This window comes from Ideonella sp., from assembly GCF_036277275.1.
GTDB lineage: Bacteria > Pseudomonadota > Gammaproteobacteria > Burkholderiales > Burkholderiaceae_C > Ideonella.
On the sequence record NZ_DASUNH010000043.1, the window covers coordinates 1 to 21,150 of the forward strand.

General features: G+C 66.0%; 16 protein-coding genes. 7 read left to right on the forward strand and 9 right to left on the reverse strand.

The features are described from left to right. The 6 genes from VFY73_RS08705 to VFY73_RS08730 all read left to right on the forward strand — a co-directional run. The coding region (locus VFY73_RS08705; protein WP_329717703.1) for a helix-turn-helix domain-containing protein at positions 1 to 326 on the forward strand (326 nt) is incomplete at its 5' end. Between the two features lie 684 nt (positions 327 to 1,010). Further along, a complete protein-coding gene (locus VFY73_RS08710; RefSeq protein ID WP_329717705.1) occupies positions 1,011 to 2,126 on the forward strand; it encodes an ABC transporter substrate-binding protein in 1,116 nt (371 codons plus the stop codon). A gap of 114 nt (positions 2,127 to 2,240) precedes the next feature. Further along, positions 2,241 to 3,329, forward strand: coding sequence for a hypothetical protein (locus VFY73_RS08715; protein ID WP_329717707.1), 1,089 nt, complete (start codon positions 2,241 to 2,243; stop codon positions 3,327 to 3,329). Positions 3,330 to 3,497: 168 nt separating this feature from the next. Further along, the gene (locus VFY73_RS08720; protein ID WP_329717709.1) at positions 3,498 to 3,704 is read left to right on the forward strand and encodes a DUF3606 domain-containing protein; all 207 of its coding nucleotides are present in this window, start codon (positions 3,498 to 3,500) and stop codon (positions 3,702 to 3,704) included. Positions 3,705 to 3,840: 136 nt separating this feature from the next. Continuing rightward, on the forward strand, positions 3,841 to 5,925 hold the full coding sequence (locus VFY73_RS08725; RefSeq protein ID WP_329717711.1) for a S46 family peptidase: 2,085 nt from the start codon (positions 3,841 to 3,843) through the stop codon (positions 5,923 to 5,925). Positions 5,926 to 6,078: 153 nt separating this feature from the next. Further along, entirely contained in the window at positions 6,079 to 6,543 is a 465-nt protein-coding gene (locus VFY73_RS08730; RefSeq protein ID WP_329717713.1) for a YbhB/YbcL family Raf kinase inhibitor-like protein, read from the forward strand. 133 nt (positions 6,544 to 6,676) lie between these two features. Here the strand turns inward: VFY73_RS08730 and VFY73_RS08735 are convergent, their stop codons facing one another. From VFY73_RS08735 to VFY73_RS08775, 9 genes are all read right to left on the reverse strand, one after another. Then, the gene (locus VFY73_RS08735; RefSeq protein WP_329717715.1) at positions 6,677 to 8,746 is read right to left on the reverse strand and encodes an FG-GAP-like repeat-containing protein; all 2,070 of its coding nucleotides are present in this window, start codon (positions 8,744 to 8,746) and stop codon (positions 6,677 to 6,679) included. Positions 8,747 to 8,828: 82 nt separating this feature from the next. Further along, positions 8,829 to 9,830 (reverse strand): dipeptide ABC transporter ATP-binding protein, encoded by a 1,002-nt coding sequence (locus VFY73_RS08740; RefSeq protein WP_329717717.1) that lies wholly within the window; start codon positions 9,828 to 9,830, stop codon positions 8,829 to 8,831. Further along, on the reverse strand, positions 9,827 to 10,843 hold the full coding sequence (locus VFY73_RS08745; RefSeq protein WP_329717719.1) for an ABC transporter ATP-binding protein: 1,017 nt from the start codon (positions 10,841 to 10,843) through the stop codon (positions 9,827 to 9,829). The genes VFY73_RS08740 and VFY73_RS08745 overlap by 4 nt, the downstream gene beginning before the upstream one ends. A 215-nt stretch (positions 10,844 to 11,058) precedes the next feature. Next, positions 11,059 to 11,985, reverse strand: coding sequence for an ABC transporter permease subunit (locus VFY73_RS08750; RefSeq protein WP_414654437.1), 927 nt, complete (start codon positions 11,983 to 11,985; stop codon positions 11,059 to 11,061). Next, positions 11,978 to 12,988: an ABC transporter permease subunit gene (locus tag VFY73_RS08755; protein ID WP_329717723.1), complete on the reverse strand. Its 1,011-nt coding sequence runs from the start codon at positions 12,986 to 12,988 to the stop codon at positions 11,978 to 11,980. Before VFY73_RS08755 ends, VFY73_RS08750 begins: the two co-directional genes overlap by 8 nt. A gap of 169 nt (positions 12,989 to 13,157) precedes the next feature. After that, positions 13,158 to 14,306 carry a branched-chain amino acid ABC transporter substrate-binding protein gene (locus VFY73_RS08760; protein ID WP_329717725.1) on the reverse strand — a complete coding sequence of 383 codons (1,149 nt, stop codon included), beginning with the start codon at positions 14,304 to 14,306 and terminating at the stop codon, positions 13,158 to 13,160. Positions 14,307 to 14,319: 13 nt separating this feature from the next. Then, entirely contained in the window at positions 14,320 to 15,921 is a 1,602-nt protein-coding gene (locus VFY73_RS08765; protein ID WP_329717726.1) for an ABC transporter substrate-binding protein, read from the reverse strand. A 250-nt stretch (positions 15,922 to 16,171) separates the two neighbouring features. Then, the gene (locus tag VFY73_RS08770; RefSeq protein ID WP_329717728.1) at positions 16,172 to 16,759 is read right to left on the reverse strand and encodes a GNAT family N-acetyltransferase; all 588 of its coding nucleotides are present in this window, start codon (positions 16,757 to 16,759) and stop codon (positions 16,172 to 16,174) included. Positions 16,760 to 16,791: 32 nt separating this feature from the next. Next, positions 16,792 to 17,286 carry an Lrp/AsnC family transcriptional regulator gene (locus tag VFY73_RS08775; protein WP_329717730.1) on the reverse strand — a complete coding sequence of 165 codons (495 nt, stop codon included), beginning with the start codon at positions 17,284 to 17,286 and terminating at the stop codon, positions 16,792 to 16,794. Positions 17,287 to 17,558: 272 nt separating this feature from the next. Here VFY73_RS08775 and VFY73_RS08780 point away from each other — a divergent pair, with 272 nt between their 5' ends. Next, positions 17,559 to 21,137 carry an indolepyruvate ferredoxin oxidoreductase family protein gene (locus VFY73_RS08780; protein ID WP_329717732.1) on the forward strand — a complete coding sequence of 1,193 codons (3,579 nt, stop codon included), beginning with the start codon at positions 17,559 to 17,561 and terminating at the stop codon, positions 21,135 to 21,137. Positions 21,138 to 21,150: the final 13 nt, after the last annotated feature.

A 21,150-nucleotide genomic window follows, 5' to 3' on the forward strand; every position in this document is an offset into this window, starting at 1 on the left:
GGGAACGAGATTTGCCGGCCGACGACGAGAGGATCATGCGGCTGCTCGCCGATCTGCAGATGCTTGCCGTTCATTGCCAGGACGCGGCACTGAGATTTCTGGGAGTGCCGGAAGAAGGGCCGAGTGTGCCGTCGCTCTCGAAGCGAGAGCTCGAGGTCCTTCGGTGGACCAAGGAAGGCATGACGGCGTGGGAGGTGGGGGACAAGCTCAGCATCAGCGAGCCGACCGTCAAGTTTCACCTCAAGAAAACGTTATCCAAGCTGCAAGTACCTTCGAAGCACATGGCCGTGCTCAAGGCGATTTCGCTGGGGCTGATTTCACCCTGAACGTTGCGTGCTTCGCACGCGATGGCCGCGCGTATGTCGCCAACCATGGTTCTCGGTCTGACAAAACTATCCTCGAAACTATCCGACCGGATAGCTGGCAAGCAGCCGCTTCTTTGCTGAAATCCTGTCCATCGAGAACGTTGTTGAGGAGTACGCGATGTTTGAGTTCTTGCTGGCGCTGTTTGGTCTGTGCGACTACCCCTACAACGGTGGCTGAGCGAAGGCTAGACCTTCCTAAGAACACAAGAGCTATCTAGCCGCATTGCGTGCGGGCCTGTAGACGAGCAGCTCTCAGAAGCTTCTCCCGGGCAAAGACGAACCAGATCCCTCCACAACCGGCGTCGAGCCTTCGGGCAAGAGTTGGTTGACTTTCAAGGTGCCGGTGGCTTGCTGCCGGCACCCTTTTTTTTTGTGAGGGGTTCTCGCCGCCAGGGCGTCGATCGGGTCGCACCGTTCGGATTCGCGTTGGCCGGTTGCTGCGAAGAGGGCCAACGGTGACGCTCGCCAAGTTGTCACACAGGCCAGAGAACATCGCAAGAGCCGATGTGACGCCGGCTCGATTCGCTGCAGCGGGAACAGAGTTGGGCTTCCTGCACTGAGCATCGGCATTGGCCGCAATGCCAGGCGCAGCGATGCGTTCGGTTTTCCTTCCTTGTAGTTGGGGCTGTTGTGAAAAGAAGAAGCTTGGTTGTAGGCGGCGCCGCGCTCGCGGCTGCCGGTTGGGTGGCGCCGCTGCGTGCGCAGCCATCGGTCGTCAAGTTCGGCCAGTCCGCATCGCTGACAGGCGGTCAGGCCAGCTACGGCAAGGACGTGCGAGACGGCATCCTGGCCGCGTTCAATGCCGCCAACAGGGCCGATCCGAAGGGCCCGCGCTTCGAGCTGACGACGCTCGACGATGGTGGCGACAAGGAACGCTGCAAGACCAACGTGAAGCAGCTCGTCGACGCGGGTGTCACCGCGCTCGTCGGCCTGACCAGCGGCGCCGCCGCTGAAGCGTGCATGCCATTCGTCGAAGAACAGCGCGTCGTGCTGCTCGGCACGGCCAGCGGCAACATGGGCATTCGCGGTGACAAGCTGACGATGGCCTACCACGTGCGCACTGGGTACGACGACGAATACCACCGCATGTTGTCGTACATCAAGAGCTTCAACATGCGGCGCCTCGGCTACGTGCACCTGAAGGACACGTCAGCGGCCAACCAGGCGGCCATGGCCAGGGCGCTGAAGGCCGTGGGCCTGGAGATGACGGTCAACGTGGCACTCGACCGCAATTCGAAAAATTTCGACGCCGAGGTGCGCAAGTTGCTCGACGCACGGTTGGACTGCGTGCTGTTCACGACCAACTCCCAGCCGATCCTGGACATCATGTCCGGCATGGCGATCGGCGGCTACCCCGGCTTCTACTTCGCCTCTTCGTTCGCCGGCCAGACCCTGATCGACGCGATGGCCAACAAGGGCCGCAGCGTGATCATGAGCCAGGTCGTGCCGCGGCCCAGCTCCGTGTCGGCCACGGTCGTCAAGCGCTGCCATGAAGATCTGGCGGCGCTGGGCAGCGGCGCGCGCATGGGCTTCACCAGCCTGGAAGGCTACATCGCCGGCCGCGTCGCGATCGAGGCCGCCAAGGCCGGCACGGCCAAGAGCGGTGGCACCCAGCTGACCCGCTCGCGCTTCCAGGAGGCCTTGTCCGAACTCAACGTCGACCTCGGTGGCTACCGGGTGCACTTCGGGCCGCAAAAGCTCGAAGGTTCGCATTTCGTCGACGTGATCGCGGTCGACCGCACCGGGCGAATCATCGGCTAGCGGCATCGTTCGACACGCCGCTGCAGGTCTGCGCAATCCTGTGCTTTGTCGCCCATGGATTGGGGGCGAAGCCAACCGTCTTCCCCTCCCACCCACGATGGAGCACGAACCTTGATGACGAAGCTGAAGTTCTTTCTTCTTGCTTGCGCATTCGTTGGAACCTGGTTGTCGGCCCAGGCACAGACCCCGCCTGCACCGTCTGCGGGCCATGACCCGCAGGGGCGGGCCATCAAGCTGGCCGCTCAGATCGCCGATGAGTTGGCGCGGTTGTGCCCGGTGGCCGATGCCGCTGACCAGGTTGCGTTCGACAAATGCCGCGCCGGGTTGTTTCGCGATTCGCAGCTCAAGCGCAGTCTGCAGAGCTTCGTGCTGTGGGGCCGTCAGAAGGATCCGGCGGTCAAGCTGTCCGATGCCAAGCTGACCCAGTTCGGGCCCGACGTGCTGGCCGGCATGTACGTGCCGCTGTTCATGTTCAACGGGCAGTTCAGCGTCAACTACGTCGACCGCGAGGGCCTGTACCAGATCAGGCTGGAAACCGCGTTTCGCAACGGCCTGCGCCCGGGTCAGTTTCCCTATCCCTTCTGGCATGAGGCCGAGAAGTGGAGCATGTACGAGAAGGCCAACGACCTGATCTTGTGGTGGGATCCGAAGACCGATCGGGTCAAGGTCGCCCAGTTCACGGTCTTCGGCGCCCATCCCCCAATCCAGGCCAATGCCCACGTGACGCCGCCGGCGTTCGATGGCCAATGGCGCTGGACCGACGCGCAAGGCCGCAGCCAACCCACGGTCACGGTCTTCGACGGCCTGCTGCGTTCGGACAACCCATACCTCGGCAGGCTAGACGCTGCTTACAGAAGTTTCGCGCTGCGCATGCGTGATGGCCAGTGCATGGATTGCCACGTGCCGAACAACCCGGATGGCATGAAACGCCTGGTGCTGCTGCAGACGCCGATGCATGCCGCGTCGGAGATCAAGCGGGTCATCGAATCCGTTCGGAAGGACCGCATGCCGCGCGACGAGTTCGGCATCGAGAATCCGCTGGACAGCCGCACCAAGGAAGCGCTGCTGAACGAGGGGGCCGCTTTCGAGCGGCTGGTCGATCTGGCCAAGCAGTGGGAGGCGAGCCAGGCGGCCACCGCGGCGGGCGACGCCAAACCGACCGCAGCGATCGGCAAAGCCGACCAGACGGCCAGCGTCCAGTAGGGCACTGACACCCGTCGCTGGCCTGGGGCCCTGCCGCCGTCTGAGCATGACGCCTGCAGGGGTTTATCGGTGCCGGTTGCTCTTGTGGTGACCGGTGGCCACACTGACCGCAAGGCGTCGCACAGGTGCCGCATGGCCCGACGCCCCGCACCACTGCAGGAGGCCCCCATGATGCAGAGCAGCCCCCAAGCCACGACCGATCCGGCCAGCTTCCTGAAGCCGCTGGACCCAGGCCGGGTGAACACGATGGACCCGCAGGAGTTGCACTACTGGTGCCAGGAGCTGGGCTGCAATGAAGAGTTGTTGATCCAGGTCGTCGACGAGGTGGGCCAACATGTCGCGGCGGTACGCGAGCGATTGTTGTCATCCCGATGATGGACGAAGCGGCCGCTTGAGGCGGCCTGCGCTGCTGCGCCTGGGCGGCCGGCCCTAAACTTGGTGGTCGACAACGCCGGCGGGCGTGGGCCGGTGCGCTGGCCATCAGCCGCTCGCTTTCACCAGGGAGAGACCGATGACCGACCGCCTGCACCGGGCAGGTGCGCGCTTTTTTGTCGCCACCATGGCACTGGCCGCCGCCACGGCCGCCATCGCTGACGATGGCATGTGGACCTTCGACAACCCGCCGATCGACCAGGTGCGCGAGCGCTACGGCGTGACGTTGTCGCCTTCGCTGTTGAAACACCTGCAGCACGCCGCAGTGAACTACGACGCTTCGGCCTCGTTCGTCTCGGCCAGCGGCCTGATGCTGACCAACCACCATGTGGCGATCGGCTGCATCGAACAGCTGTCCAGCGCCAAGCGAGACTTGGTCAAGCACGGCCACATCGCCGCGTCGGCCGCCCAAGAGCTGCGCTGCCCGGGCGGCACTGCGCGGGTGTTGCAGGCGATCGAAGACGTGACCGAGACCGTGCGCCAGGCGATGGCCCGCGGCAGCAATGACGAGCAACGCAACGCGCTGCGCAAAGAGGCCATCGCCGGCCTCGAAAAGAACTGCGACGATGCGAAGACCAGCCGTCGTTGCGAGGTGGTGTCGCTGTACAGCGGCGCGCTGTTTCACCTGTACCGCTTCAAGGAGTGGGACGACGTGCGCCTGGTCTTTGCGCCCGAGTTCCAGGCCGCCTTCTTCGGCGGCGACCCGGACAACTTCGTCTATCCCCGCTTTGCTCTCGACTTTGCGCTGATGCGGGTCTATGAGAACGGCAAACCGATCGTTTCGCCGCAGTACCTGAAGCTGGCCGACAAGCCGGTGGCCGAAGGCGACGCGGTGTTCGTGATCGGTCATCCCGGCCGTACCGACCGGCTGCAGACGGTGGCGCAGCTGCAGACCAACCGCGATACGCTGCTGCCGCTGCGACTGGCCAGCGCCGAAGCCCAGCAGAGGCTGCTGCGGGCGTATTCGAAGCGTTCGGCCGAGGCCGCAAGGCAGGCCGTGGACCGGCTGTTCGGGACCGAGAACTGGTTGAAGTCGATGCGTGGCGAGTTCGATGCCTTGAACGACGCGGCGGTGATGGCCGCCAAGCAGGCCGACGAGGCGCGCTTTCGCAGCGCCTACGCCGAGCGCGGCTTGAAGGACGATCCCTGGGCCACGGTTCAAGCCGCGACCAGCCGCCATGCGGCCAAGGCCAAGGAGCTGTGGGCCGTCGGCTACGGCTACAAGACCTTGTTCGAGCATGCAGGCAACCTGGTCGAGCTGGCCTACGAGCGGCAACTGCCCGAGGCACAACGACTGGAGGCCTTTCGCGAATCGGCCTTGCCCGACACCGAGCGCAAGCTGAAGGCCGACGCGCCGCTGTACAAGGACCTGGAGATTGCCCGCCTGGCGGGCCAGTTCCGCGAGGCGCAGGCCTTGCTCGGCGCCGAGCACCGATTCGTCAAGACGGTGCTCGGCAACGACAGCCCGGAGGCCGCCGCCGAGCGGTGGGTGCGCGGCAGCCGCGTGGACGACGTGGCCGTGCGTACCGCGCTGATGGCGGGCGGCGTCAAGGCCATCGAGGCTTCGGACGACCCGCTGATCAAGCTGGCGCGCGAGGTCTACCCATTGCGCCGCGAGCTGGCACGCTTCAAGGAGGAACAGGTCGACACGCCGATCGAGCGGGCCGCCGACCACCTGGGGCAGGCCCGTTTCACGATCTACGGCCGCAACCTGCCGCCCGATGCGACCGGCACCTTGCGGCTGTCGTACGGCAAGGTGACGGGTTATGAATCACGCGGCTGGGTGACGCCGTGGAAGACCACGTTCGGTGGCCTTCTCGCCCGCGCCGACGCGTTCGACGGCAAGCGGCCGTTCGACCTGCCGCCGTCGATCCAGAAAGCACGCGCCAGGATTGACGCGCGGGTGCCGCTGGATTTCGTGACCACGGCCGACATCATCGGCGGCAACTCCGGCTCGCCGGTGGTCAACCATCGTGGCGAGCTGGTCGGTCTGATGTTCGACAGCAACCTCGAAGCACTCGGCGGCCGCTTCATCTACACCGATGCGCAGGCCCGCTCGATCGCCGTGCATGCCCAGGCGATCGTCTATGCGCTGGAGCAGGTGTACGGCGCACAGCGCATTGCGCGCGAGCTGCACGGCAGGGCAGGGCCCGGCGGCGTTTGAACCGCCGGGCGCCAGCCAACCCGCCGTCTGGCCGATCGCACGCCGGCTGCAGGGGGGGCATGGGCGCGCCGTTTGCCGGCGACCGGCATGCGGGCCACAGCGCGTCGCCGGTGCGGGCGGCGCCGGCGCCGTCCGCCAGAAAGGAGCCCCGCGATGGAACTGAGTTCGAGCGCGTTCAGCCACGGTGGCGAAATGCCGCGCCGCTGCACCTGTGAAGGCGAAGACCTGGCGCCGCCGCTGCGCTGGAGCGCCGTGCCGCCGAATGCCGCCAGCCTGGCGTTGATCGTCGACGACCCGGACGCGCCGGACCCGGCCAAGCCGCAGCGCACCTGGGTGCATTGGGTGGTAGTTGACATCCCGCCAAGCGCAGGTGGGTTGGATGGCGAGGGGCGCTCGTTGCCAGCGGGCAGCCGCGACGGCACGAACGACTGGAAGCGCGCAGGCTACGGCGGTCCCTGCCCGCCGATCGGCCGGCACCGCTACTTCTTCAAGCTCTACGCGCTCGACATCGCATTGCCCGGGATGTCACAGCCGACCAAGGCCGAGTTGGAGCAGGCGATGAAAGGCCATGTGTTGGCCGAGGCGGTGCTGATGGGCACGTACCAGAAGCAAGGTTGAGCCCCACCCGAACGCGTGCGGTAGGCAGCGCGTCACTATTGGCCTGACAGCTGGCCGCCGGGCGACCCCATGCTCGATCGGAACAGCGAAACCGGGGCGGCCCCTTCGATCCGCCGGTTCTTCGCCGCACTGGCTAGCGTGTGGCGTAGGGCAGAGCGAAGATGCCGCGTGAGCCGGTTGTCAGGTCGAGGCCCGATTCCTTCAGTCGCACCACCTGGCGGCCGACCCAATACCTGGAAATGGGGCCGCCCAGGTCGACACTCGTGTAGCGAAGCTTGTGTCCGCTGCTGAACGCACTCAACTCGCCGTAGTTGCTGACCCACGTCACGCCGTTGGGGGCCACGGCGAGGGCGTTCAGACGCGGCGCCGCATGCCAGTTGTCGATCAGCTTGTAGGTGCCGTCCTGGTAGGCAAACTCCTGGACGTCACCGGCGAAGATGCCCAACATCAGGTTCGGCCCGGCGAGACGTTCGACCGCGACCATGGCTTCGGCCTGGTTCTCCAGGACAGCCTTGACTGCATGGGTCTTGCCATCATGGACATGCACCAGTCCCTCCCGCAGGCCCATCGCGGCGAAATCCAGCTGGCCGTCCTTGTCGAAGTCGCCAATGGCGAGGTCCATGATCCAGCCGCCGCCCATGTCGACCGGCGAGCGCCATTTGAACCCGCCGGTGAACGGGTCGAAGGCGTCGACGTAGCCGTCATACGAACCGGCAATAAACTCGCGCCTGCCGTCGCCGTCCAAGTCGGCGATCGCGATCGACCCGTGCTGAGCGGCGTCGTTGGTGGATGCCGATGCAGTTTGGATGAAGGCGTTCTTGCGGGTGAATCGATGGGCGGTGATTGCAGAGCCTGCAGTCAGGATTTCCAGCCGGCCGTTGCCATCGACGTCGCTGAGTCGCAGGTCATGGACGTCACCTGGGACGCTGGAGATACCACGGATCGCCAAGGTGCGGCTGTCCAGCACGAAGATCCGGCCACCGACATTGACGCCGTCGCTCCCACTAACGCTGGCAAAGACAAGCTCGTCGATTCCATCGCCGTCGAGGTCGCCTTTCGCAGGCCCTGCGAAGTGCTGTGACAGGTGCAGGCTGCGCCAGTCGATCTGCTTGGTCGACCAAGTCGAGACGAACAGAAACGAGGCTGCCTGAAAGTTACGTCCCGCTCCCCAGAGGAGTTCGGAAATGCCGTCGCCGTCTGTGTCGGCCACGAGCAGGTTGGTGACGTCGGGAGTGGGGCTGACCAAGTGGCCTACGTCGGCCAGGTTCGCAGGGTCGTAGGCATGGAGTTCGCTGACGTCGCCGACCAGCAGTTCGCGCACGCCGTCGCCGGTGATGTCGGCCAACTGAAGGCTAGCGATGTTCTGTCGGGTCGGCAGTGTCCACTTGAGCAGCTTCTTCTCGACGTCGTAGGCCCGGACCTCCCCGCTGCGGCCGCAGAGCAGCTCGTCGCGGCCGTCGGCATCGATGTCGCCTGCGACCAGGTGCGATCCGAGGCATTCGCTCTGGGTCCATTGCACCGCTTTCGCGCGCGTATCGATGACCTGTCCCGACGTCGAGACCAGTTCGATTGCGCCGTCCTTGTCCATCTGGCCCAGGGCGATGCCGGTGCCGCTGACCCCGGCCAGGCTCCAGGGGGTGTACGACGGGCCATGGACCACGAGGGAGCTGTCGCCGCAGATGGACAGGAACTCGTCCGTTCCATCACCGTTGAGGTCGCCTGTGCTGAATGCCGTCTGACTGCCAGTAGTGGCACAAGGGCCGGCACTGCGGTCCTTGACCTGCTTCGTGACGGCGTCGTACTGGACGATCGTCCCATCGTCGAGCGCGAGAACAATGCGCTGTTCAGCGCCCGCCTTGGCCACTCGCAACTGGACGATCGGCCTGAAGAACTCTTCCGAGACGAAGACCTGCTTCAGGCCGTCTGCCAGCGAATTGGAAGCCCTCGTCAAGGCATACCAGTAGTAGCCGTTGTCCTCCGGCTCGGGCTCGCTCCCATCGTTGCGCGCAGTGGCGTAGACCTCGGTGACGTTGCCGACGGTGGCGGAGACCATGCTGCTGCCCCCGATGTCGCTGCCGAGAGAGACGTACTTCCAGGTCGGCTCGACAGCCGTGGGAGGCGCCTTGGCCGCCCAGGTCGAGGTGCAAAGCGTGGCTGCGCCGAGCGCGCAGACCGCCATCCGAAACAGGCGCTGCCGGTTCATCGTCAATCCTCCCAGGTTGGTTCTTGTTCTGGCGAATCCCGCCAGCTGCGGCGATGGCGCCTTGCGACCTGTGGCCGCAGTATCAGGCGGCTTGCGCAACCGCCGGCGTCACCGCCCAGCATGCTACACGCTGCTCGCCATGCGGTTCGAGCGCCGGCTCGACCTGAGCGCAGCGGTCGAAAGCCAGCGGGCAGCGGGTGCGGAAGGGGCAGCCGGTGGGCCGGTCGATCGGCGAGGGCAGTTCACCTTTCAGGATGACGCGTTCGCGGCGCAGCGCCGGGTCCACTGTCGGCGTGGCCGACAGCAGGGCCTTGGTGTACGGGTGCTGCGGGTCGTCGAACACCGCATCGCGCGGGCCCTGCTCGACGCAGCGGCCGAGGTACATCACCATCACGTCGTCGGCCACGTGGCGCACCACGCCCAGGTCGTGCGAGATGAAGACATAGGCCACGCCGAGTGCCTGCTGCAGGTCGTCGAGCAGGTTGAGCACCTGGGCCCGGATCGACACGTCCAGCGCCGATACCGGCTCGTCCAGCACCAGCACGCGCGGCTTGAGCATCAGTGCGCGGGCGATCGCCACGCGCTGGCGCTGGCCGCCGGAGAACATGTGCGGGTAGCGGCCGAAGTGCTCTTCGCGCAGGCCCACCTTGCGCAGCATCGCGCGGGCCTGGGCCTCGCGCTCGGTGGCGTTGCCGATATGGTTGACCAGCAGCGGTTCCGTCAACGCATCGCCTACGGTCTGGCGCGGGTTCAGCGAGCCGTAGGGGTTCTGGAACACGATCTGGATCTGGCGCCGCAGCGCGTGGCGCAGCGCGGCGTCGGCATGGGCCACGTCCTTGCCGTCGATCATCAGCTGGCCACTGGTCGGCAGCTCGATCATCGTCAGCAGGCGTGCCAGCGTCGACTTGCCGCAGCCCGATTCGCCGACGACTGCCAGCGTGCGGCCGGCGCGCACCGAGAAGCTGACGCCGGCCAGCGCCTGCACCGTGGCGGTGCCCTTCATCCATCCGCGCGAGACGGGATAGTCGCGCCGCAGGTCGCGAGCTTCGAGCACCGGGGCGTTGGAGGTATGGGTACTGCTCATGCGGCTTGCGCTTCCACCTGCAGTGGCGAGGGCTGGCCGTGGACCAGCGGGGTGATGCACAACGCGCTGCCCAGCGCGTCGCTGGCAGGTTGTGGGGCGGCCGCGCGGCAGGCCGGCTGCACGAAGGGGCAGCGCGGCGAGAACAGGCAGCCGGTGGGGCGGTCGAACTGGCCCGGCACCATGCCGTCGATCGCGGCCAGGCGCTCGCCTTGGCGCGCGCGCTCCGGCAGGGCCGACAGCAGCGCCGCGGTGTAGGGGTGGTGCGGATCGGTGAACAAGGTGTCTGCGCGCTGGGTCTCGACCGGGCGGCCGGCGTACTGCACCAGCACGCGGTCGGCACCTTCGGCGACCACACCGAGATCGTGCGTGATCAGCACCAGTGCCATGCCGGTGTCGCGCCGCAGGGCCTGCAGCAAATCCAGGATCTGGGCCTGGATCGTGACGTCCAGCGCGGTGGTCGGTTCGTCGGCGATCAGCAGGCGCGGCTTGCAGGCGAGCGCCATCGCGATCATCACGCGCTGACTCATGCCACCCGACAACTGGTGCGGGAAGGCGCGGGCGCGACGCAACGGGTCGGGGATGCCGACATGGTCCAGCAGCTCGATCACGCGCTTCTTGCGTGCGTTGCGGTCGAGGTCGGTGTGCTCGGCCAGCGCTTCGCCGATCTGGTAGCCGACAGTGAAGCAGGGGTTCAGCGAGCTCATCGGCTCCTGGAACACCATCGCGACATCGCGTCCGACGAGGGCCCGGCGCTGCTTGGGCGTCATCGCGAGCAGGTCCTGGCCATCGAACATCATGCGCTCGGCCTTGACCGTCGCCGTCCACGGCAGCAGGCCCATGATGGCCAGCATCGCGACCGACTTGCCCGAGCCCGATTCGCCGACGATCGCCAGCACTTCGTTCGGGGCCACGTGCAGGTCCACGCCATCGACCGCGCGGAACGCGCCGCCGCGGGTGGCGAAGCTGACGGTCAGCCCTTTGATGTCAAGCAGCGGCTTTGGAGTTGAATTCATGTCTTAGAAGCTGCGCTCCGAAGGAGCCTGCGTCATTCCGGTGGCGTGCGCGGATCCGGCTCTGCCGGTCCGCTGCGCGAGCCCACTTGGGGGGCCGAGGCCGGACATGAACAGTCTTGAGGACTGTTCGTGCCTGCCGAGGGGCCGGGCCTCTGGGCCGGCGTGGCCTGCAAGGCGCACCCCGCAAGGGGCCGTAGGGGCCAACAATCCCTGGCTCACGTTTTCCTCATTTTGGGATCCAGGGCGTCTCGCAGGCCGTCGCCGGCGAGGTTGATCGACACCACGGTGATCAGGATGGCCAGGCCGGGCAGCGTGACCAGCCAGGGGTCGGAGCGGATGAACTCCCGCGCGTCGGCCAGCATCGTGCCCCACTCGGCGGTGGGCGGCTGGGCGCCCAGACCGAGGAAGCCGAGCGCCGCCGCTTCGAGGATGGCGTCCGACACGCCGAGCGCGGCCTGCACGATCAGCGGTGCCAGGCAGTTCGGCAGCACGGTGCGGAACATCAGACGCCACTTGCCGACGCCGGCCACGCGGGCGGCGATGACGTAGTCCTTCTTCAACTCCGCCAGTGCCGAGGCGCGCAGCAGCCGCACATAACGGGGCAGGTAGACGATGGTCACCGCGATGATCGTGTTGGCCAGGCTCGGGCCCAGCACCGCAACGACCAGGATCGCGAGCACCAGGCTGGGCACCGCCATGATCAGGTCCATCACCCGGGTGATGGCGACGTCGACCGCATTGCCGAGCGATGCGCAGGCCAGGCCCAGCAACACGCCGATGACGAAGGACACGCCCATCACCGACATGCCGATGAACAGCGAGATGCGTGCACCGTGGATCAGGCGCGAGAGCATGTCGCGGCCCAGGCTGTCGGTGCCGAGCAGGAAGCGCGTCGAGCCGCCTTCGGCCCAGGCCGGTGCGGCGCGCACTGCGTCGCGGAACTGCTCATTGGGCGAATAGGGCGCCACCCAGTCGGCCAGCAGCGCCAGCACGACGACGATGGCGACGACGATCAGGCCGGCGACGGCGCCCTTGTTCTCGCTGAAGGCGAGCCAGAACGAGCGCAGGGGCGAGGGTGGGGCCGGCGATGCGACCGGGGCAGGTGTAGGGGTGGGGGCCACGAGGGTCTGGGTCTCAGGCATGGCGGATACGGGGGTTGATCAACCCATAGGTCAGGTCGACCAGCAGGTTCACGCCGATGACGATGGTGGAGACGAGCATCACCCCGCCTTGCAGGGCTGGGTAGTCGCGACGGGCGATCGACTCGATCAGCCATTTGCCGACCCCCGGCCACGAGAAGATGGTCTCCGTCAGCACGGCGCCGGCCATCAGCGCGCCGACCTGCAGGCCGATGACCGTGACGACCGGGATCAGCGCATTGCGCAGCGCGTGCACGCCGATCACGCGCCATGCCGGCAGGCCCTTGGCCCGGGCGGTGCGCACATAGTCTTCGCTCAGCACCTCGAGCATCGCCGAGCGTGTCATGCGGGCGATCACCGCGAGCGGGATGGTGCCGAGCACGATGCCGGGCAGCACCAGGTGGTGCAGCGCATCCATCACCGCGCCAGCCTGGCCCGACAGCCATGCGTCGATCACCATGAAGCCGGTGACCGGCTCGAAGTAGTACTGGATCAGGTCGATGCGGCCGGACACCGGGGTCAGGCCCCAGCGCTCGCCGACGAACATGATCAGCAGCAGGCCCCACCAGAAGATCGGCATCGAGTAGCCGGTGACCGACAGGCCCATCAGCGTCTGGTCGTACAGGCTGCCGCGCTTGGCGGCGGCCATCGTGCCGGCGGGCAGGCCGATCAGCGCCGCGAACAGCATCGCGAACAGGCTCAGCTCCAGCGTGGCCGGAAACAGCGCCGCGAACTCGGTCAGCACCTTCTGGTTGGTGGCCAGCGAGGTGCCGAAGTCGCCGTGCAGCAACTGCCACATGTAGTCGAGGAATTGCTTCCACACCGGCTGGTCCAGCCCGAGCTCGTGCCGGAACTGGGCCAGACGCTCGGGCGAAATGCCGCGCTCGCCCACGCGCACCTCGACCGGATCACCCGGCACCAGCCGGATGGCCACGAAGGTTACGAACATCAGCGCGATGAACGTGGGAACGGTCAGCGCCAGGCGGCGCCAAAGAAACTTCAGCATGAATTGTTGCGGCCCTCGAGAAACGAAGGGCCGTTCCCGAGTTCTTGAACCCCCTCGGGGGGCGGAAACGCCAAAGGTGTTTCCTGGAGGCCCCTGTGACGAGGGCCGCTTGTCTCTCTCTTATGTCAGCCCCTCGAGGGGCTGGGGCGCTATTGTCGCCGCCGGCCGATCACCACACGTCGCTGCGCGTCAGCAGGAACCAGGCGCCGTGGTTGAGCTGATAAACGCTGACCGAGCCGTAACGCTGCTCGCCGTCTTCGGCGAAACGCATGCTGCTGGTCACCGGGGCCAGCGCGTCGACCTTCTTCAGCGCGGACACCAGCTTGGTGCCATCGGCCGACTTCGCCTGCTTCAGCGCGGCGGCCAGCACGTGCACCGCGTCGTACGCGTAGTGAGCGGCGTACACCGGCTCGTGCTTGAAGCGGGCACGGAACTTCTCCAGGAAGGGTTTGCCACCGGTGAACTCGGCCGCACCGATGATCGGTGAGGTGGCGTAGATCGTGCCGACCGCCGGATTGACCTTCAGCATGCCTTCGGTCTTGATCGTGTCGCTGCCGACGATCTGCATGTTCTTCATGCCGGCCAGCACCATCTGGTCGGCCAGCGCAACGATCTGGAAGTCCGCCAGCGTGGTGACGAAGATGTCGACCTTCTTCTCCTGCAGCTGACCGATCAGCGCCTTGAAGTCGGTCGTCTTGTCGTCCAGCGAGGCGCGCACGCCGATCGTCTTGCCCTTGAGCTGCGCCAAGGCGTTCTCGGCCAGGCTCTTGCCGTACGGCGTGTTGTCGTCGACGACGGCGTAAACGTGGTCACCGGGCAGGCCGCCGGCAATCGAGCCCATGGCCTTGGACTGCAGTGCATCGCTGGCCACCAGGCGGAATGTCGTCGGCAGCCCGAGCTGGGTGTACTCGGGCTTGGTCGAGATCGCCAGCTGCGGGATCATCTTCTCGGCGTACAGCGGAGCGGCGGCAATGCTGACGCCGGAGTTCAGGTGGCCGATCACGGCGATCACGCCGCCATCGATCAGGGTCTTCGCCGCCGCCTTGCCGGCTTCGGCGTCAGCCTTGTCGTCGGCCGTCATGATCTCCAGCTTGACGAGCTTGCCGTCGATCTTCAGGCCTTCCTTGTTGATGTCGTCGATGGCCATCTGGGTGCCATCGACCAGGTCCTGGCCAAGGTCCTTCAGCGGGCCGGAAAGCGGCTGCGCCACGCCGATCTTCACCGTGTCCGGCACGCCGGGCTGGCAGCCGGTCAGGGCGGCCATGCCGACCAGCACCAACAGGCCAAGAGCAACACGGGTATGGGCAAACATCGTCATGGCGGTCACTTTCTCACTTCAGTTCGACACCTTTGAACTCATGCGTGTTGAACGGGCTTTGCTTGTAGCCCGTCACCTCTTTACGCATCACCTCGTAGACCACCGAGTGCGCGATCTTGAAGTCGGGTGCTTCTTCGTGCTCGATGGCCTGCATTTCCTCATAGAGCTTGGCGCGCGCCTTGTTGTCGGTCAAGGTGCGGGCCTTCTCCAGACGTTCGTCAAAGGGCTTATTGCACCACTTCGACAGGTTCTGGCCACCCGGACGTGCGGCATCGCAACCATGCAGGAAGAAGAAATTGTCCGGATCGCCGTTGTCGCCGTTCCAGCCGAGCATGCCGGTCAGGTGCTCGCCCTGCTGCAGGCGTTTGCGGTACTCACCCCACTCGTAGGTGACCAGCTTGGCGTTGACGCCGATCTTGGCCAGGTCGGACTGCATCATTTCGGCCATGCGCTTGGCATTGGGGTTGTAGGGACGCTGCACCGGCATGTACCAGAGGTCGACTTCCATCGGTGTCTTCACGCCGGCCTTGGCCAGCAGATCCTTCGCCTTGGCCGGGTCATGCGGCCAGTCCTGCACCTTGTCGTTGTAGCCCCACAGCGTCGGCGGAATCAGGTTCTTCGCCGGCGTACCGGCGCCCAGGTATACCTCTTTCAGGATGGCAGCCTTGTCGATCGCCATCGTGAAGGCCTGGCGGACTTCCTTCTTGTCGAACGGAGGCTTCTGCGTGTTGAACGACCAGTACGCAATGTTCAGGCCAGGCAGGTTGATGACCTTCAGTGTCGGGTCCTTCTGCATTTCGGGCAGATCGGCCGGACGCGGGTAGCTCGACAGATGGCACTCACCGGCCTTCAATTTGGAATAGCGCGCGGTCGCATCGGGCGTGATCGCGTAGACCAGGTCGTCGACCATCGCCTTCTCGGCGCCCCAATAGGCCTTGTGGGCCTTGAAGCGGATCACGGCATCCTTCTGGTAGGTGACGAAGCTGAACGGGCCGGTGCCTACCGGCACCTGGTCGAACTGCTCTTTCTTGTTGGCCTTGGCCAGCGCCTCGGCGTACTCGGCCGAATGGATGGCGGCGAAGTCCATCGCCAGGTTCGGCAGCATCGCGACGTTCGGCTTCTTGAAGGTCATCTTGACCGTCAGCGGATCGACCTTCTCGACCGAGACCAAGTCGTCCTTGAAGCCCATGTCGGCGAAGTAGTCGTACTTGCCACCCGAGACCTTGGCATACGGATGCTCGGGCTTCCACTGGCGCTCGAACGACCACAGCACGTCGTCGGCATTGAACTCACGCGTCGGCGTAAAGCCGGCCACGCTGTGGAACTTGACGCCCTTGCGCAGCTTGAAGGTGTAGGTCTTGCCGTCTTCAGAGACCGTCCAGCTCTCGGCCAGACCGGGCTCGACCTGGGTGGAGCCGCGGGCGAAGTGGGTCAGCCGGTCGTAGACGGGGCGCGCCGCGTCGAAGCTGGTGCCGGTGGTGTTCAGCGCCGGGGTGAAGTTTTCGGGCGAACCTTCGGAGCAATAAACCAGGGTCTTGGCTTGCACACCGGTGGCGGCGAGCAGGGCCAATGCGGCCAGGTGGTGCATCGAAGGGGTGGAGCGTGAATGGCTCATGCGAAATCTCCGAGGACGGTTGTGCCGTGCGTTGGGGATTGAAGAATAGGGTGCCGCGAGGGCAAGGGACGCAAGGTGCGGCATTCTGAACCGGATCTCCACGCAAACCCGGTGCCCGACACTGGGGTTTTTCCTGTTGATACGAGCGCGACGCGAACTTGCAACCGACCGGCTTCTTGAAGGACGCGGTGCAAGGTCGGTCGATTCGATCATCCCGCCGTCGACCGTGCGGCCCATGCGCATCCGGCCGCTACCAGTCGGCCGGTTCGTTGAACGTGGGATTGGTCAGTGCGGTCAATTGGTGATCGCGCCAGGCGCCGTCGATGAACAGGTAGTCCTTGGCCAGCCCTTCGATGCGAAACCCCAACCGGGACAGCACCGCACCGCTGCGCTTGTTCTCGGGCCGGTAGGCGGCCTGGATGCGGTGCAGGTTCACGAGCGGTGAAAACATCTCCTCGATCGCGGCCGAGAGGGCTTCGTGCATCAGGCCGCGGCCCTGGCACCGCTCGTCCAGTGCATAGCCCAGCACGCAGCTGTGGAAGGCGCCGCGCGAGACCTGGCTGAAATGGACCGAGCCGATCACCCGCTGGGGGTCATCGGCTGGCGACAGCCAGTAGCGAAAGCCAGTGCCCTCGGCGAAGGCTTTCAGGCCCAGGCGCACGCGCTCGGCCTGGGCTGGGGCGGTGTAGAAGCTCTCGGCTGTCGGCGGATCCCACGGCGCGAAGTGGCGCCGGTTGCGCCGGTAGAAATCCGCCAGCGAATCGGCCAGGCTGGCATCGCCTGCTTGCAGCAGCAGGCGCTCGGTGACGATTTCGCGGCGGGCCGGGGTCAGGTCCATGGGGCCGAAGCGTAATGCAACGTGGGGACCCGTCAGCGCGGCTGCAAATGCCCCAGCGGCAACGCCGCCCCCGCCTTCACCTCGCCCAGCGAAAAGCTGGTGTGCAGATCCTTCACGTTGGGTAGCTTGAACAGCGTGTCCATCGTCCAGCGTGAATAGGCATCGAGGTCGGTCACCAGCACCTGCAGCTCGAAGGTGCCGGCACCGCTGATGTAGTGGCAAGCGATGACCTCGGGCAACTTCCTGATCGCGGCCTCCAGCGCCTGCGTCGCGGCGGCGTTGTCGCGGTCGGTGTCGACCCGCACGAAGGCGAGCACGCCCAGGCCGATCTTGCGGCGGTCGATCTCGGCCCGGTAGCCGGTGATCACGCCGAGCTCCTCCAGCCGGCGCACGCGGCGCCAAGTGGGAGCGGCAGACAGGCCGATGACGGCGGCCAGGTCGGCGTTCGACTGGCGCGCATCGCGCTGCAGGGCGTCGAGGATCGCGACGTCGTAGCGGTCCAGCGTGACGCCGGCGGCTGTCGACACCGCGGCGGGTGCCGGGCCGGGTCCGGCACTACTGGTTTTCCCGGATTTTGCTGACTTCGGCAATCTTCGTTCTCTTGGATCGGCATGGGAGCAAGATTGTTTCTCAAAGTGCTGTGATGAGGCAATCAAAAGAAAGCACCTGTCTCAGGCTTGCTTCTACACTTTGCGCATTCACCCCTCTTCGCCAAGGCGCGCGGGCCACGAGCCCGACCGCGCCTTCGCGCGCACTCTCCTGCCACGCCACACGCAGCCCCTTTAGGAGCACGCACGCCATGAACGCCCCGCTGTCCGACTCGATCCGCAAAGCGCTGGAATCGGTCACGCTCGACGACAAATACGCGCTACCAACCGGCCGTGCCTTCATGAGTGGTGTGCAGGCGCTGGTGCGCCTGCCGATGCTGCAGCGCACGCGTGACGCCCGCAACGGCCTGAACACCGCCGGCTTCATCAGCGGCTACCGCGGCTCGCCGCTCGGCACCTACGACCAGGCGCTGTGGGGTGCCAAGAAGCACCTGGCCGCCAACCATGTCGTGTTCCAGCCAGGCGTCAACGAAGAACTCGGCGCGACGGCCGTCTGGGGCACCCAGCAGCTCGACCTGTTCAAAGAGAAGGCCAAGTACGACGGTGTCTTCGGCATCTGGTACGGCAAGGGCCCGGGCGTGGACCGCTGCATCGACGTGTTCAAGCACGCGAACATGGCCGGTACGTCGAAGCATGGTGGCGTGATCGCGATCGCCGGCGACGACCACGTGTCGAAGAGCTCCACGGCGCCGCACCAGAGCGACCACGTCTTCAAGGCCTGCGGTTTCCCGACCTTCTTCCCGAGCAACGTGCAGGACATCCTCGACATGGGCCTGCACGCCTATGCGATGAGCCGCTTCTCGGGACTGTGGAGCGGCATGAAGACGATCCAGGAGGTCGTCGAGTCGGGCTCCAGCGTCAGCGTCGACCCCGATCGCGTGAAGATCATCATGCCGGAGGACTTCCAGATGCCGCCGGGCGGCCTGCACATCCGCTGGCCCGATCCGCCGCTGGAGCAGGAAGCGCGGATGATGGACTACAAGTGGTACGCCGCACTGGCCTATGTGCGTGCCAACAAGCTGAACTACAACGTCGTCGAATCAGCGCGCGATCGCTTCGGCATCATCGCCAGCGGCAAGGCCTTCAATGACATGCGCCAGGCGCTGAGCGACCTGGGCCTGGACGACGACACCTGCCGCGCGCTCGGCATCCGCGTGCACAAGGTCAACGTGGTGTGGCCGCTGGAAGCGACGATCACGCGCGACTTCGCGACCGGGCTGCAAGAGATCCTGGTCGTCGAAGAGAAGCGCCAGGTCATCGAGTACCAGATCAAGGAACAGCTCTACGGCTGGCGCTCGGACGTGCGGCCGAACGTGATCGGCAAGTTCCAGGAGCAGGAAGGCGACCTCTCCGGCGGCGAGTGGTCGATGCCGAACCCGAGCGAGAACTGGTTGTTGCGCGCCAAGGCCGACCTGACGCCGGCGATCATCGCCAAGGCCATTGCCAAGCGCCTGAAGAAGCTGGGTGTGCCGGCCGATGTGGCCGCGCGCATGGACGAGCGCATCGCCGTCATCACCGCCAAGGAACAGGCGCTGGCCGCGCTCGAAGTGAAGACCGGCGACCGCACGCCGTGGTTCTGCTCGGGCTGCCCGCACAACACCTCGACCCGCGTGCCCGAGGGCTCGCGCGCGGTGGCCGGCATCGGCTGCCACTACATGGTCAACTGGATGCCGGGCCGCCGCACCGAGACCTTCACGCAGATGGGCGGCGAGGGCGTGCCCTGGGTCGGCCAGGCGCCGTTCACCAACGAGCAGCACATCTTCTCGAACCTGGGCGACGGCACCTACTTCCACAGCGGCATCCTGGCGATCCGCCAGTCGATCGCCTCGGGTGTCAACATCACCTACAAGATCCTCTACAACGACGCGGTCGCGATGACCGGCGGCCAGCGCGTGGGCGAGCGACCCGAGGGCCACTCGGTGCTGCAGATCATGAACAGCGTGGTCAGCGAAGGCGTGTCCAAGCTGGTGATCGTGACCGACGAGCCGGGCAAGTACGACGGCGTGGCACTCTCCCCCGGCGTCACCGTGCACCACCGCGACGAGCTGGACCACATCCAGCGCGAGTTCCGTGAGCTCAAGGGCACCACCGCGATCATCTACGACCAGACCTGCGCGACCGAGAAGCGCCGCCGCCGCAAGCGCGGCACGATGGCCGACGTCGAGAAGCGTGTCGTCATCAACGAGCTGGTCTGCGAAGGCTGCGGCGACTGCTCGGTGCAAAGCAACTGCGTCTCGGTCGAGCCGCTGGAAACCGAGTTCGGCCGCAAGCGCCAGATCAACCAGAACTCCTGCAACAAGGACTTCTCTTGCGTGAAGGGCTTCTGCCCGAGCTTCGTCACCGTCGAAGGCGGACAGCTCAAGGGCTCGAAGAAGGGCGAGAAGACACGCCCGAACCCGTTCACGCTGCCGCCGATTCCGCAGCCGACGCTGCCGGTGGCCGAGCAGGCCTGGGGCATCGTCGTCGCCGGCGTCGGCGGCACCGGCGTCATCACGATCGGCCAGCTGCTCGGCATGGCCGCGCACCTGGAAGGCAAGGGCATCGTCACGCAGGACGCGGCGGGCCTGGCGCAAAAAGGCGGCGCGACCTGGAGCCATGTGCAGATCGCCGAGAACCAGGACGCGATCCACACCACCAAGGTCGACACCGCCAAGGCCGACCTGATCATCGGCTGCGATGCGATCGTCGCGGCGAGCAAGACGACGCTGAGCGCGATGCACCCGGAGCGCACGTTCGTTGCGCTGAACAACCACTCGACGCCGACGGCCAGCTTCGTCACCGACACCGAGTGGACCTTCCCGGCCGGCCAGTGCGAGCAGGCGATCTCGGCTGCGGTGGGTGCGAACCACTTCGCCACCTTCGACGCCGAAGAAGCCGCCACGCAGCTGCTGGGCGACTCGATCTACACCAACCCGCTGATGCTGGGCTTTGCCTGGCAGCATGGCCGCATCCCGCTCAGCCACGCGTCGCTGATGCGCGCGATGGAGCTGAACGGCGTGCAGATCGAGAAGAACAAGGACGCCTTCGAATGGGGCCGTCGTTGCGCGCACGACCTGGCGTCGGTCAAGGCGCTGTTCAAGGCCGCCGCGGTGATCCAGTTCGTCAAGCGCCCGTCGCTCGACGAGATGATCACCAAGCGCGTCGAGTTCCTGACCGGCTACCAGCATGAAGCGTATGCAGCCGAGTACAGGGCCTTCGTCGACAAGGTGCGAGCCGCCGAAGCCAAGCTCGGCACGGGCACGCGCCTGAGCGAAGCCGTGGCCCGCTACCTGTTCAAGCTGATGGCCTACAAGGACGAGTACGAGGTCGCCCGCCTGCACACCGATGCGAGCTTCCTGGCCAAGGTCAACGCGCAGTTCGAAGGCGACTTCAAGCTGGTGCACCACCTGGCGCCGCCGCTGTTCGCGAAGAAGAACGACCAGGGCGAACTGATCAAGAAGCCGTTCGGCCCGTGGATGCGCTCGGCCTTCGGCCTGCTGGCCAAGATGAAGGGGCTGCGTGGCACCACGTTCGACATCTTCGGCTATACCGAAGAACGCCGCACCGAGCGGGCGCTGATCGGCGAGTACCGCGCGGCGATCGACGAGCTGCTGGCTGGGCTGTCGGCCGACAAGCTGGCACTGGCGGTCGAGATCGCCAAGCTGCCGGAAGACATCCGCGGCTACGGTCACGTGAAGGAGCGCCACCTGAAGACGGCACGCGCCAAGTGGAGCGAGCTGATGGCGCGTTGGCGCACGGCCGCCAAGCAGCCAGCGGCACAAGCGGTCTGATCGATTCGCAAGG